The 14,267-nt window shown below is 44.3% G+C and carries 11 protein-coding genes; 8 read left to right on the top strand and 3 right to left on the bottom strand.

Annotation, left to right across the window (positions count from 1 at the left end; translation table 11 throughout):
• The first annotated feature begins 889 nt into the window (after positions 1-889).
• On the top strand, positions 890-2,170 hold the full coding sequence (locus G587_RS0119230) for an O-acetylhomoserine aminocarboxypropyltransferase/cysteine synthase family protein (RefSeq protein WP_026493571.1): 1,281 nt from the start codon (positions 890-892) through the stop codon (positions 2,168-2,170).
• Positions 2,171-2,454: 284 nt separating this feature from the next.
• Here the strand turns inward: G587_RS0119230 and G587_RS0119225 are convergent, their stop codons facing one another.
• Positions 2,455-2,742, bottom strand: a complete 288-nt coding sequence (locus tag G587_RS0119225) for a hypothetical protein (RefSeq protein WP_026493570.1) — start codon at positions 2,740-2,742, stop codon at positions 2,455-2,457.
• A gap of 304 nt (positions 2,743-3,046) precedes the next feature.
• Between G587_RS0119225 and G587_RS0119215 the strand changes: the two genes are divergently transcribed.
• Positions 3,047-4,999, top strand: coding sequence for a hypothetical protein (locus G587_RS0119215; RefSeq protein ID WP_026493569.1), 1,953 nt, complete (start codon positions 3,047-3,049; stop codon positions 4,997-4,999).
• On the opposite strand, the gene G587_RS0119210 is transcribed toward G587_RS0119215, so the two are convergent.
• Together G587_RS0119210 and G587_RS0119205 are read right to left on the bottom strand one after the other, a co-directional pair.
• The gene (locus G587_RS0119210) at positions 4,968-5,567 is read right to left on the bottom strand and encodes a DUF4265 domain-containing protein (RefSeq protein WP_242830114.1); all 600 of its coding nucleotides are present in this window, start codon (positions 5,565-5,567) and stop codon (positions 4,968-4,970) included. The genes G587_RS0119215 and G587_RS0119210 overlap by 32 nt on opposite strands.
• Positions 5,533-5,949: a DUF4430 domain-containing protein gene (locus tag G587_RS0119205; protein WP_035787349.1), complete on the bottom strand. Its 417-nt coding sequence runs from the start codon at positions 5,947-5,949 to the stop codon at positions 5,533-5,535. Before G587_RS0119205 ends, G587_RS0119210 begins: the two co-directional genes overlap by 35 nt.
• A gap of 316 nt (positions 5,950-6,265) precedes the next feature.
• Between G587_RS0119205 and G587_RS0119200 the strand changes: the two genes are divergently transcribed.
• The 6 genes from G587_RS0119200 to G587_RS25255 all read left to right on the top strand — a co-directional run bounded on the left by G587_RS0119200 (position 6,266) and on the right by G587_RS25255 (position 14,150).
• Entirely contained in the window at positions 6,266-6,949 is a 684-nt protein-coding gene (locus G587_RS0119200) for a hypothetical protein (protein WP_026493566.1), read from the top strand.
• Between the two features lie 2 nt (positions 6,950-6,951).
• Positions 6,952-9,186, top strand: a complete 2,235-nt coding sequence (locus G587_RS0119195; protein ID WP_081679531.1) for a CocE/NonD family hydrolase — start codon at positions 6,952-6,954, stop codon at positions 9,184-9,186.
• Between the two features lie 173 nt (positions 9,187-9,359).
• Positions 9,360-10,250 carry a redoxin domain-containing protein gene (locus G587_RS24785; protein WP_196812627.1) on the top strand — a complete coding sequence of 297 codons (891 nt, stop codon included), beginning with the start codon at positions 9,360-9,362 and terminating at the stop codon, positions 10,248-10,250.
• 21 nt (positions 10,251-10,271) lie between these two features.
• Positions 10,272-12,137: a S41 family peptidase gene (locus tag G587_RS0119185; protein WP_026493564.1), complete on the top strand. Its 1,866-nt coding sequence runs from the start codon at positions 10,272-10,274 to the stop codon at positions 12,135-12,137.
• A gap of 44 nt (positions 12,138-12,181) precedes the next feature.
• Positions 12,182-12,622 (top strand): CD1871A family CXXC motif-containing protein, encoded by a 441-nt coding sequence (locus G587_RS26400; RefSeq protein WP_035787348.1) that lies wholly within the window; start codon positions 12,182-12,184, stop codon positions 12,620-12,622.
• A complete protein-coding gene (locus tag G587_RS25255) occupies positions 12,615-14,150 on the top strand; it encodes a redoxin family protein (RefSeq protein ID WP_081679529.1) in 1,536 nt (511 codons plus the stop codon). Before G587_RS26400 ends, G587_RS25255 begins: the two co-directional genes overlap by 8 nt.
• Positions 14,151-14,267 lie beyond the last annotated feature (117 nt).

Below are 14,267 nucleotides of genomic sequence, written 5' to 3'. Positions count from 1 at the left end.
CCGGACAACTATTTTCGCACAAATATTCTATTTAGTTGTTCTTATCCTTTTTTCTGGACAACTATCTCTACGCAAATATACATTTTAGTTGTTCCTGCTATTCTTCTGAACCTTTCTACTGAATCAATGCCCCTACAACAAACAAGTCACGTAGTCTGGCCAGCCCTGCGGTGGTGCTATGTCCATGAGTTACTTGAACCTTTTCCATACAATTAACAAATCAAGTAGTCGTGCCGTAACAAGGTTCTACCGCTACTTGACCTTTTTCCAAACAATCTACAAGTCGAGTAGTCTTAAAGAAGCATACTCTCCAGACTACTAGACCTATCCCCTAACAAGCAGAAAGTCTCGTAGTCTGGAAGAGAAAATTAATGAAACCTACGCGATTTCTTATAAAATCTAAGCAAGGGCAAGTAGGCAAGCGCTGATAAAGGCTCAGAACTACTCGAGAAATATCCAGAAGCATCAAGAAGTCGCGTAGGCTGGCCAAAACATAGTCCCAGGGCTACTTGACCAGTACCGAATCAATAAACATGTCACGTAGCCCGTCCACAACTGCAAAATAATCCGCCCACAACCACGGGTCCCCCCACTTCCCCACAATAACCAGAAACTATCGAAGGCAATAAGTTTTGTTTATCCTAAAACCTATTGACTCACTATGTGAATAGTTATATATTATTCCCAACAATAAACGAGCCAAGTAATACAGATGAAAAAGCTGTAATACTGATGAAAACAGAAGTAATGCAGACGAGAAACAGCTGTAATACTGATGAAAGCAGAAGTAATGCAGACGAGAAACAGCTGTAATACTGAGAAAAACAAAAGTAATACACAACAAACCGTATTACAGACAAAAATGAAAGTGAAGTAGGAGGAGAACGAAATGGGTAATTACAGATTTGAGACATTACAGTTACATGTAGGACAGGAACAGCCGGATCCGGCAACAGATGCAAGAGCGGTTCCGATTTATCAGACAACATCATACGTATTTAGAAACAGCCAGCATGCGGCCGACAGATTCGGACTTGCTGATGCAGGTAATATATACGGAAGACTTACAAACTCAACTCAGGATGTTCTGGAAAAGAGAATTGCAGCTCTTGAGGGTGGAAGCGCAGCCCTGGCAGTTGCATCAGGAGCAGCAGCTATCACATATACAATACAGGCACTTGCAGCAAACGGTGGACATATCGTAGCACAGAAGACAATCTACGGCGGAAGCTACAACCTTCTGGCACACACACTTCCTCAGTACGGCGTGACAACAACCTTTGTGGATGCTCACAATTTAAGTGAGGTTGAGGGAGCAATTCAGGAAAATACAAGAGCCATCTACCTTGAGACCCTTGGCAATCCTAACAGTGATATTCCGGATATCGATGCAATCGCAGAAATAGCTCACAAGCATGGACTTCCGCTTGTAATCGACAACACCTTTGGAACACCTTATCTTATCAGACCCATCGAGCACGGCGCTGACATCGTAGTTCATTCAGCAACCAAGTTCATCGGTGGCCACGGCACAACCCTCGGCGGAATCATCGTTGAGGCAGGCAAGTTCAACTGGAAGGCAAGCGGCAAGTATCCTAACATAGCTGATCCTAACCCCAGCTATCATGGAGTATCCTTCTATGATGTGGTTGGACCCGCAGCCTTTGTTACATATATAAGGGCTATCCTTCTTAGAGACACCGGAGCAACAATATCTCCATTCAATGCTTTCCTCCTACTGCAGGGTGTGGAGACATTGTCACTCCGTCTCGATAGACATGCAGAGAACACCAAAAAGGTGGTTGAGTTCCTCAAGAACCACCCCAAGGTTGAGAAGGTTAATCACCCTTCAATCGCTGATCACCCGGATCACGCACTTTATGAGAAGTACTTCCCGAACGGTGGCGCTTCCATCTTCACATTTGAGATCAAGGGAGGAAAAGACGCTGCATGGAAGTTCATCGACAGCCTTGAGATCTTCTCACTCCTTGCAAACGTTGCTGACGTAAAGAGCCTTGTTATCCATCCTGCGACAACAACTCATTCACAGCTTAATGATGAGGAGCTTAAGGACCAGGGCATCACACAGAGCACAATCAGACTCTCAATCGGTACAGAGCACATCGACGACATCATTGCAGATCTTGAAAAGGGCTTTGCCGCAATCTGATGACAGTGCTGACAAATGATCCCGCCTTAGCATGGCAGGACTTACTACCAGAAACCATTTCATAATATCTTTCCAGATAAAGAATAAAAATTTGAAAGCGTGGCTTCACCGACTAAATAAAAACCGCATCCCATACTTTAACAGGGGTGCGGTTCAACTTTTTTATAACTCTTTTTTCTTCTTATAGATTTTTTCTTATCTCTTACAGTTTTTTCTTATCTCTTACAGTTTTTTCTTATCTTCTTACAGTTTTTCTTATCTTCTTATAGCTTTCTCTTATCTTCTTACAGATCTCTTAATCTCATCATGAAAATTGAATACTCATCATTCTGGAAATCAAGGTCCGGTGAGTTCTCTCCTCCACCGTTGGTGCTGCGCTTGATCTCAGCGTAGAACTCCTCGCCCTGATTCACAATGTCCATAACAGACATCGACAGGCCATTGTCACTGGCAATAGCACAAAAATCAGCCACAGGATTCACAGACTTTTGTGTATCAAGAAGTCTCTCTTTAAGCTCTGCGTTATCTCTTGCCAAATCCAACAATTCATCCAGTTTCTCTGTAATTCCCATAGCGCTTCCTCCCCTAACCTGTATTTTTTCAAAATAAATTGAGTCCATTATAACAATGATTCTCAATTTGTAAAACACAAAAATCCCTATTTTCTCAGCTTTTTTAGAGAAAGGTGCCAGGCACCAACAGAAAGTGCCAGACATCTTTTACAAGCACCAACAGAAAGTATCAGGCACCTTTTACAGACACCAACAGAAAGTACCCGGCGCCTTTTACAGGCACCTTTTACGAAATTTATAATATTATAATAAATTAGTATTCAAAATAATGATAAAATTGAGCGAGAGAGGGGGAATTATCATAATGAAAAAACAGTTTGGATTTCTATTATCTGTAACCATGATAGCATCCCTGATGCTTAGCGCCACAGCCTGCAGTATAGCACCGGCAGATAACAAAAGCTCCGGCACATTAGGCGATGCAACAGAAAGCTCCGGCGCATCAGAAAGTACCAGCGAAAACTCTGCGGATGCAAAAGACAGTTCTTCCACCGCAGACACTTCCCAAACCGATTCCGCCAATATCGAATCATCAGACAACACCGAAGATGCCGCCTCCGAGCAGGACAGCTCTGCCTCTGCGGACTCAATAAAAATCCCTGCATCCGAAGCAGAACTGTTAGAGTTCATGGAGGGTGACTGGAACCTTGTAAATCCCGTCACAAAAACAGACTACGCGACCATAAGCTTCCAAAATGACGGCAGCTTTTCATACGAATATACGGACAGCGGCGATAAGTGCGAAGGAAGCCTTGGCGCCAACCACCTGTATTCCGGCGAGGACCAGCTTCCCCTGTCCTTCACGATAAACGTCTCGGGGCTTGATAAGATGAACTTCGACAGGGACCACTACTATGTTCCTGATGATGGCAAGGACACCTCCGATTGCAAGATCTACATCGGAAACTGCGACGGCGACGACTACATGTATATGGAGTCCACCGGCAACGGCGATTCCTTCATAACCACCGTTCTGTTCCAGGATCAGACCAACGTGGACGGCTCATTTTACATGGGTTCGCAGGCGGTCCTCATGCATAGAAAAAGAGAAATCGCAGTGGAACCCGATGCAAAGGAAATCTTCTATGGCTGGCTTTGGAAGGCTGATGACGAGGGCTTCTGGGCACAGGAGATGATCCCGCTCACATGGGACGATGAAAACGAGTACACCGGAACGCGCTTTACGGCAGCAGCTTTTGAGCCTGTTTGCATAGGCTCTGCCTTCTACGAATACACTGACAAGGTAAACAAGAATCTCCTCCTGAACAGCCAGCGACTGGACATGACGTATCCCAGGCTGATGTGCCGTATCACACTTGATGAAAATGGCGAGCTGGAGAGTCTCGAGGAGGTCGACCAGGCCTTCTACGGCATTTACAATGTTGGCGACCGCGAGGACGATGTGTCCTATGACTTCATGACCTTCACCTGGAATGGCATCGATTATGACCTGTCCGAGACCAGCCCCGGCAGTCACATTCTGGATGTCCGCTCCGCCTATGGGAAAAAGATCGTGGAATGTCACATATCTCCTCACACCAGCGCATATCACATCTTTGACACCTTCTACGGCCAGTTCACTGAAACTCCGATCGAAGGAACGGGCCTCATCTGGCTTGGTGACGATTTCTCAACGGCGATCTACGCCCAGTGGAACGAAGTCAGAGACCTTTGCGGTGACCTGATGTTTACTGTTGACGGCGATGAGATCCTGGAACTGGAATTTCTTGATGATGGAAAAAAGGTTAAATGCCAGTACCTGAAAGTAGACACCGACGAGACAAAGGAAGAAATTTTCGAGCTGCCCGAGCGACGGGACCGTGCAATGTGCGCCTTCTGCGATTACGCAGTTTCAGGAAAAGCGAGCGACTACAAAAAATTCATGGAATATGTGCCTGATGATGCAGCATTTTTCGTAGTGACCGATCCCCAGACATGGTTCACGGAGACGCAGATAATATCTGATGCCGTCGAGCCCAACGGATCTAACAAGGTGATGATCGTAGCGTTGCATGACAACACCACCCTTGAGATTGTTGACGATAAAGGCAAAGGAATTGATCCGCTGGTTATGGACCGCGGTCAGTATTACATTTTCAGCATGACAGTTTCAGAAACCATGCCGCTGTACACAGTTAAGGTTACGATTGATAACCCCGATAAGAAGATTGCCGCAGAGTGGCCGGTTGCGGAATTTAGCGGTGAAACCTACCAGCACTGCAAATTCATCCTCTCTCCCTGCTTATCCACTTCATAGCCTCCGAAATAGGCCGATACAGCACAAGCATGATCACGAAATTACCCGCGCAGTGTATGAAGTCCCACGGAATACCCGCTGTCCACCAGACGAAGGCTGAACGCAGCCCGGCGGCAACTCCACCTGAGCTAAGGCCTATCACGAAATAGGGAATTGAGCACAGCGCTCCAAACATAAGCCCGAAGGTGCCGGACACGATGGCCCAGAAAATGGCCGAGGTATTTTTCCTAAATAGCCATACGATCAAAACCAGCAGGGGCCACGCGTAGAGATACATGATCCACCAGAGGTGCATCCCATAAAAAGCGCCTTCGACCAAAATAAAGGCCGGAACTACCACCACGATTTTCCATCCGAAAAATAGCGTAAACATAATGAGCCAAAAGCTCGTGAGCTCAATGTTAGGCATGCCGCTGAGTGCCATTTTAGATACCTCTATCACGGCAACCATAATACCTGCCTGCGCTATATCAAGAATTGAAAATCTGTGTTTCGTTCCGGTCATTCTAAATCTGTCCCTTAAAAAATTTTTATCACTGTGCCTTCTCGTAGGTCCAGGTATACTCATCCCCACTGGTCACAGGCTGCTGGTCTGCGCCGTACTGTCCATACTCGCCATTTACATACAGTGCCCAGTAAGCATTGTCCTCAGCATAGATAGCCTTCTCATCGTTGATGTACTCAACCATCATGCCGTACTCACCGTCTGTTCCTGAATAGGTAAAGCCTGAACCGTTCTCTACGAGCTCATCCATAGCCTGGATCAGATACTCAGCATCTGTTGAAAGATTGTAGGAGGTTGTCTGTCCGTCGCTTCCTGTAACAGCGATCACGACATCCTTTGAACCAGCCTTGGTAGCGGGCTTGTTGAACTTGTAAACGCAGGCAAAAACCGCGATTAATGCTACCAGAATAACTGCACCGATAATAATCTTCTTGTTATTTTTCATGTTAAAAACTCCTCTCTTTTGACATACCAATCGATAATACACTATTTTTCAGTATATATTCAAGCGTTTTTTCCGCAACCCTCACGGCACAGAGTGTGCCCTCACGCACCCACTATTTCAGAAGTTCTTTAGGTTTTTTACATAATAGTTTAATGTGGTGTTCCTTGTTCTGCCTTTCCAATTATGTAATGATTATTTTATCCAATATTTTTGAAAATATCTGGAAAAATGTCACGGAACGGAATCACCCAAACTTGTCACTAATTAAAAATAATTTGTTGCGAAGAAAAATCATTTCTTACGAGGAGGTTTTCAAATGAAGAAGATGTTTAAGCAGCTGGCGGCACTGATGCTTGCCCTTATTTTGGCGTTGACATTTTCACCTACAGAGGTACGGGCGGCAGCCAGTCTTTGCGGTAAGCTTTACACATCCAGCTCAGGTAACGTTTACAGTGTCCTTTATCCCGGAGCTACCCCAAGAAAAGCACGCTATACAATTAATTCCACACTCGTGGAGGATAAACTTCTTGATACCAACGATGATTTTGTTGAATACAGATCCTATCAGGTAGAAATCAGAATCAACAGATCAAATCTTTCAAAGAAAGATATCATAAACTCCCGCAATGACTGCAGGAGAAAAAATACAGGCTTCGGAGATTATAAGACAATCATTATCGACAGAGATGGCGACCCTGTATACAACATCACAGTAAGCGGTGGCTATCGTAGAGACCTCAGCTCACCGGGTAAAAGACTCAAGGCCAAAGACAGAAAACAAACCTATTACTTAAATGATTGGCAAAAAGAAACTGTTTATGTATACAGAGTCCTGATTCCGGGCGATCATGATCCCGTATATTTCGGCGTTGTAGGTCTTAGAAACGGTCAGCTTACAAACAGAAACAAGAAGCTTTACAGAGAAGGCAGAATCAATTTCTTTAATGCAGGCTATGGCAGCACCAAGCGCGGCTATGCCTATGTCAGAAGGATTAACTGATAATGAAACAATCTATTATATTAGTTTTCCTGATATGCTGTCTTACTATATCCGCATGCGGAAGCTCCTCTACTCCAAGGCAACAATCAGGCAAACCATTTCAAACCGATGCTTACAGCTTGAAGTCATCTCCCCTTGAGAATAATGTTCCCGTGGCGGATGGCCTTGATGAAGCTACGTCAGAAATAGGATATGAAGGCATACTTCGCATTGAGCATGGGAAACTTTTACCCATGCTCAATTATTCTGAAATGCGATCTTCCGATTACACCAACGAAAATAATGACATTCAGAGATTCTGCGTCTATGTTGAAACAGATCACGACACCGACAATGACGGAAAAGCAGATCTGGTCAAAGCATTCGTCCAGGTACCTACTGCTGCTGTAGATGGCAAGTATAAAGCGGCTACTATCTACGATCCCACACCTTACGCCGCAGGTACTGTCAATTCAGATTACTTTTCCGAAGCTGAAGGAGAAAAATACACATATCTCGAGAAGCCCTTCGACTATGAAAAGCTTTATAAGGCAGGTGAAAAGAGGACTCCTTCCGGTGATATGAGCACAAAAGAAGCCGCCCTCTGTGCCAATCCGGAAGACTGGGACTACACTATCGCAAAGACAGGTCAACTCAGTTATGAGTATGGAATAGAATTAGACTATTACCTGGTGCGTGGTTATGCCATAGTTGAAGCCTGTGGTATAGGCACCTTCGGATCAGAGGGGTTTGAACTTTGCGGTACGGATCTGGAGCGCGATTCTCACAAATGCGTCGTAGAATGGCTGACAGGAGACAGAATTGCCTTTACCGACAAAGAAAACAACATAGAGATCAAGGCTGACTGGTCAAATGGCAAAGTCGCCATGACCGGCTGCTCCTACGGCGGTACACTCCCCTATGAAGTTGCCACTACAGGTGTAAAGGGTCTTGAGACAATCATCCCCTACGCAGGCATCGCCTCCTGGTATGACTACACCAATTCCCAGGGTGTGCCCCTTCGTTCAGATCCATCCTACAAGCATGCACTCGCGCTGTATAACTGTGGCGGAGTTTTTCTTGATGATGACTGGACCGTACTTAATGACGAATATCGCTCCTGGCTGTGGCAGGTAGAACAGGACGAGGACGTAGCCAATGGAAAATACACTCAAATATGGGCTGAATCGGATTACTCTGATGACTATGAAAAAATAAACTGCTCAGCTCTTATTATTCAGGGACTAAATGACATAAACGTCAATACCAGACAGGCACAGCTTATGTATAACGCCTTCAAAAAGGCCAACAAAACAGTTAAGCTGGTGCTTCATCAGGATGGGCACGCTACAATCAGAAACATAATGGTCGATAATGAACCATGGTTAGAAATAGAAAACAAGTGGCTCGCCCATTACCTCTATGGCGTTGATAACGGCATTGAAAACATGGCTGAGATCACTGCGCAGAATAACATCACCGGAGAATTTGATGAATATGACTCCTTTGGAAAATATAAAAAGTGCGTGATTTATCCGGAAGAAAGCGATTCAAAAACAGACGTTACAAGCGAAGGGCTCGGCGATTATACAATTAGTTATTATCCGGATTCAGAATTCCCTGTCGAAGAAATGGAGAATTTCTACCTTGAAATGCCTATCTCCAATGCAGCAATATACGATGTTGATATCCCCGAAGGAGCAACCATTTCCGGAGTTCCCGAAATACATGCAAAGCTGTCAACTCCCAACACCGATCTCGAAGGCCTTATGATAACAGCAGTTCTGATAGATACCGTCGATGAAGGTAAACTATTTGACGCCTATATATGCTATAAGGAAGATGAGAATCTTCTTCCCTCAAAGGACATTGATGTAGTTGATATAGGTGGCGGAGCAGAACCTATTGTCATTGTAGAACCGGAACAAACTCCCACCACCGCAAAATGCATATCCCATGGATGGACTGACCTTGCCAATCCCGGTCGTGGCCCAAAATCCTCCGAATATGCGGAAAGTGAGGATCTACAGACCGGCAAGTACTATGATTACACCTTCTACATGATACCTACAGTATATACCGTGGAAAAAGGTCACAGCCTAAAGCTCCTTTTAATGACCTGGGATCCTTACATAGTTTTTCTTGATGAGAACTTTTTCTATGAAGAAGAGATTCCGGACCGCCTGGATGATTACAACTACTCCTATGTAATTGACAATAAATCTCTGTATGCAGAGCTTCCTCTTATCGCAGAATAATAAATTAATTATTTTTTTTTAATAAAAAGAGCCTCTGAACTCAGTAGATTTAATAGTTTCTTAATCGAGAACAAAGGCCAGTTAGATTATAATTAATTCATGTAACTATGTAGTGTCTGAGCATATTTAAGCCATTATTTATGTCTTGGGTTTTAAAAGGAATGGTGATTGTTATGAAAAATAATTTATTCAAAAAATTAACAACTTCAGCTTTATTACTCACACTTACTTTAGGCCTTCTTGCCTGCGGAGCCAATACCTCTGTCAATGCGTCAGCAAATATAGGTGAAAAGAAAGATATTCAGGATGAAGCCACTGCTACCAGCGCTTCTGTTCCAAGTAGACAGCTTAGCTTTGTAACTCAGGACTTAGATGGCAATGTTGTCAGCAGTGAGGACCTTTTTGCCCCCTGCGAAATAACCATGGTAAATGTATGGGCCACCTGGTGCGGCTTCTGCGTTGGTGAGCTCTCAGAATTGGAGCAGATAAACGACAGACTTGCTGCCAAGAACTGCCAGATAGTAGGAGTTTGCGCGGACATTGAGGATGAAGACAGCTTAAATGAAGCAACTGCACTCCTCCAGGAAAATGGCGTAACCTATACTAACCTTATTACCTGGGATGAATGGTACGAAACCCTCGACATGAGTGAGGGCTGGCCCACTTCTTTCTTTGTAAACAGCAATGGTGAGCTTGTAGGCAATCCCATCAGTGGTGCACTTGTAGATGAATATGAGGATTATATCGACGCACTTCTGGAAGGCACAGTACCTCCAACACCTACAAGCGGAAACAAATTATCAAGCTCAACAGATAAGGCCTATCAGATCATAGTAGTAGATACAGATAGCAATCCCGTTCCCGGTGCAATGGTTCAATTCTGTACTGATGACACCTGCATGATGGGTGTGACAGATGATAAGGGAATAGCCTCCTTTGAAGAGCCCGCAGGAATTTATGATGTACATATTCTCAAGGTTCCGGAGGGCTACAAAAAACACACGGATGCATACAAGACAGAAAAGAACAACACTGTTCTTACTATCACTATTGAAAAGAATTAAGCCCCAGAGGAAATAACTATTATGACAAAGAATACAGTTCGCTTAATACCAATATTTGCGCTCTGTGCCTTTGTTTCCATGTCATGCGGAAGCAGTCCTGCCGTTAGGGATACTCCAAAGGCCGAGAACCCGGTCCGTGTCGAAGCTGATCGGGATACGGTAAGCGACACCGCGCAGGACGGCTCTGCTGATTTACATACAACTACTCCCTTATCGGAGGATAAAGAAAGTAAAAGCGAAGCCAAACCGGCTACAGATTATAAAGTAACCTACAAGGAGTTCCCCCTTTACTTAGGCAGCTCCTTCAATCCGGACAGAATTAATCTGGCTTTTTTTGACCATATGCCATCTGTCCCTTACATATCCATGGCCGAAACCGAATACCTCCTGGAATATATTTACCACTCTACATATTATCCCACCTACGAGCTGGAGCTATCGGAATACGGCAGTGTATCAACACTCACAAGAGAAAACGAATACACGATGGAAGTGGATTCCGACAAGGATACCATTACCTACCTTGACTATGATGCATTTATCCTGCCTCCGGATTCAATAAGACTTATCGATATAATGAAAAGAAATGATTTCAATCCGGACGGAACCACCAATTATTTTCAGCACACCGATTATGCCTATGAAAGATACGGGAATGAAATCACCCTTTCTCTGTCGGACTATAACATCGACATTATAGGCACAGAGGAAGGCTGTTTTGTTCCGCTGGCAACAATAAGTGATTTTCTTTGTGTTGATAATTACTTCAGCCTTCTCTTTAATGGAGAATCGGTTATTATCCTTGGATATGATGAAATTATCAATCCCAGGGGGCGACTCTATGACCTTGGAAAAGTATATTACAGTGCTCCCGCCGGAAGTATCCCTGAGGATCTGGTCAAGTTCAGCTACAATGAATTATGTCTCGCACTTGATAATCTGTATGGCCTTAAGGACTTACATGGCATAAGCACCTTTGAAAACTTTTTTGATAACACCGGTCTTAAAGCCGACCTGTTAAGTACTGACCCCGCTACGGTAGACGGCGCTATTCAGGAGCTGCTAAATGTTCATCTGGATGACCTCCACAGCGCCTACGTTGCCCCATCCTATTACAAAGGATATGACCCTGATAATGTGCCACCTGAAGGAAGTTCAACCGTTTCCTTTGAAGAATTTCAAACCAGACTCAGTGACATCAGAGATAGCTATTATGACGAAGTCCCTTTTTATGAAGAGATAGGAGATACTGCATATATCACATTCGATAAATTTATAACTACAACTCAGGACTATTATAAGAATCCTCCTGACAGTAACTTCTCTGACACCATAGGTGGCATGCTGTACAGCTATCAGCAAATTACGCGAAAAGGCAGTCCTGTCAAAAATGTGGTTCTTGACCTTTCCCTCAATACAGGAGGCGATGTTGATGCTGCTGCGTATGTGATAGGAATGTTCCTGGGAGAAGGTCAATACTCCCTGCGTAACCTGTTTACAGATGCCATGACCACAGACTATTACTATGTGGATTCTGACCTTAACCACGAATATGATGAAAAGGATTCCCTGTCAGGCTACAAGCTCTACTGCCTGATATCTCCCGTCAGCTTTTCATGCGGTAACCTTGTTCCCTGCATATTTAAGAGCAGCCATAAGGTCACACTGCTGGGCCAGACCTCAGGTGGCGGAACCTGCTGCGTTCTTCATATGTCCACTGCCACCGGATCGGTATTCCAGCTGTCAGGTCATTATCAACTGTCATTTGTGAAAAATGGCGTCTTTTATGACATTGATAAAGGAACAGATCCGGACTATGTGATATCAAATCTTAATAATTTTTATGACCGACAAAAACTGACAAATTATATTCACGGATTATATTAAATCTCTTCGGGGTATTTTCCCTGAAAAAGCATGAGGTTTTAACTATGAATAAGAAAACAGTTTTACTGACAATTGAAGCTCTTTTGTGTATTATAACTGCCGCCGTACTGATCGTACTGGACCTCTCTATTTATATGAAAGGTCTGGCTGCGCGTGCGGAAAATCCCATGGCAAACATATACACTGCAGAGGCAATTGCTGATAAAGCTGTTTTTGTTTTGCCTTTATTTGTCCTGATCGCTCTTGTAACAATCCTAAGTACCTTCCTTAGTGTTCGTGATGACAATCAGGACAAGGCAGCAACCGGTATCGATATAGGTAAGAATGTGGCTAACACGGGGGCGGACAATATTACAAACAAGGTCAGGCTTACCGTCCTGGCATTAGCCATCATATTCATCATTATCGGTATCTTCAACGGAAGCATGAGTGATGTGCTTATTAAGGCATCCAAAATATGTACGGAGTGTATAGGCCTTGGATAATAATCAATCTTCGGTAAACGTATCATGGTGGAACGCGCACAAGCCTACAAAGCGAAGGATAATACAGCTTTATAGTGCTCTTCTTTATAATGCGCATCTTAGGGGCTTTGCAGAGGGACAGATTTTCACAGGAAAATCGAAAGCCGTCTGCGTTCCCGGATTCAACTGCTATTCCTGCCCCGGAGCAATCGGTGCATGTCCCCTGGGATCCATTCAGAATGCCCTTGGATCTCTTAATAAGCATATCGGATTCTACGTACTTGGAATCATTCTACTCTATGGCATGCTCCTAGGAAGAACCATCTGCGGATGGATATGTCCTCTTGGCATGCTCCAGGAGCTTCTGCACAAGATTCCCACTCCAAAATTAAAAAAGAGCCGTTTTACAAGAGCTCTCAGTTATCTCAAGTACATAATCATCGTCATCTTTGTGGTGTCAATTCCAGTTTACTACGGAATCTTCCAGGGAATCCCGGTTCCGGGATTCTGTAAATACATATGCCCTGCAGGAACCTCTGAAGGAGCTATGCTTATGATTCCCAAAAATCCAAGCTTTCTATCAATGCTTGGACCAATCTTCACACAGAAATTCATAATCATGGTAATAGTGATCCTGGCGTGCATTTTCTGTTACAGGTCATTTTGCCGTTTTCTCTGCCCCCTTGGCGCAATCTACGGAATATTCAACAAACTCTCAGTCATCGGCGTTAAGGTCGATGCTAATCGCTGCAACAACTGCGGCGCTTGCGTAAGATTCTGTAAGATGGATGTTAAAACAGTAGGCGACCACGAATGTATCCACTGCGCCCAGTGCGTAGCCCGCTGCAACCAGGGTGCGCTGTCAATGAAAGCCGGTGGGTTCACACTTATCCAGCCACACAAGCAGGAATTCGTAAATACAGAGGAAGAAAATAAGGTTAAGAAGGCAGCACCTGTCATAGGTATCATAGCTGTCCTTGTTCTCGCACTTGCAATTATCTGGACCAATTTCCTTGATCCTTCACTAAAAGCAAGCGCAGATGCGGCAGATACCAACGCTCAGGTATCTGAAAACACTTCAACCGAAACTCCTGAGACAGAAAGCATCGCACCCGAAGGCTATGAAATCGGTCAGCGTCTTAAAACCTTCGAAACCAAGTGCATAGACGGAAGCACCTTCAACCTCTCTGACACAAAAGGTAAAGTAGTATTCATCAACCTGTGGGCAACCTACTGCGGTCCCTGCGTCAAGGAGCTTCCTCACTTTAACGAGCTCTATCACAAGCACGAAGGCGACATCGCAATGCTGGCAGTACATGCCAATCTCACAACCGAGGATGTTAACGCCTACATCGCAGAGAAGGGATGGGATATCCCCTTTGCCATCGATGATGATGCAGAAACCATATTCAAAATAGTAAACGGCTCCAGCGCTCTTCCTCAGACAATCGTCCTGGATAAAAAGGGTAATGTCATATATAACCAGGTCGGTTCTGTGACACCGGAAGCCCTTGAGATGCTCTATGAAAAGGCATCCTCTGCAGAGTGATACCGGATATAACCTTATTTAAAATTCATTTCTGCCATATAAAAACAGTGGATAGGTTTTAAATCCTTCCACTGTTTTTCATGCATTATGTTTTTCTTATTCAGGCTTGCAACACGC

Origin of the sequence: Butyrivibrio sp. XPD2002 (assembly GCF_000423945.1) — a bacterium.
Taxonomy (GTDB): Bacteria; Bacillota; Clostridia; order Lachnospirales; family Lachnospiraceae; genus Butyrivibrio.
Note: the sequence above shows the minus strand (reverse complement) of the source record. Positions and strands in the feature narration are given on the sequence as shown.

Excerpts from the sequence above, each read along its gene's own strand:
- G587_RS0119230 (WP_026493571.1), top strand. The coding sequence starts at position 890 with ATGGGTAATTACAGATTTGAGACATTACAGTTACATGTAGGACAGGAA.
- G587_RS0119225 (WP_026493570.1), bottom strand. The coding sequence starts at position 2,742 with ATGGGAATTACAGAGAAACTGGATGAATTGTTGGATTTGGCAAGAGAT.
- G587_RS0119215 (WP_026493569.1), top strand. The coding sequence starts at position 3,047 with ATGAAAAAACAGTTTGGATTTCTATTATCTGTAACCATGATAGCATCC.
- G587_RS0119210 (WP_242830114.1), bottom strand. The coding sequence starts at position 5,567 with ATGAGTATACCTGGACCTACGAGAAGGCACAGTGATAAAAATTTTTTA.
- G587_RS0119205 (WP_035787349.1), bottom strand. The coding sequence starts at position 5,949 with ATGAAAAATAACAAGAAGATTATTATCGGTGCAGTTATTCTGGTAGCA.
- G587_RS0119200 (WP_026493566.1), top strand. The coding sequence starts at position 6,266 with ATGAAGAAGATGTTTAAGCAGCTGGCGGCACTGATGCTTGCCCTTATT.
- G587_RS0119195 (WP_081679531.1), top strand. The coding sequence starts at position 6,952 with ATGAAACAATCTATTATATTAGTTTTCCTGATATGCTGTCTTACTATA.
- G587_RS24785 (WP_196812627.1), top strand. The coding sequence starts at position 9,360 with ATGAAAAATAATTTATTCAAAAAATTAACAACTTCAGCTTTATTACTC.
- G587_RS0119185 (WP_026493564.1), top strand. The coding sequence starts at position 10,272 with ATGACAAAGAATACAGTTCGCTTAATACCAATATTTGCGCTCTGTGCC.
- G587_RS26400 (WP_035787348.1), top strand. The coding sequence starts at position 12,182 with ATGAATAAGAAAACAGTTTTACTGACAATTGAAGCTCTTTTGTGTATT.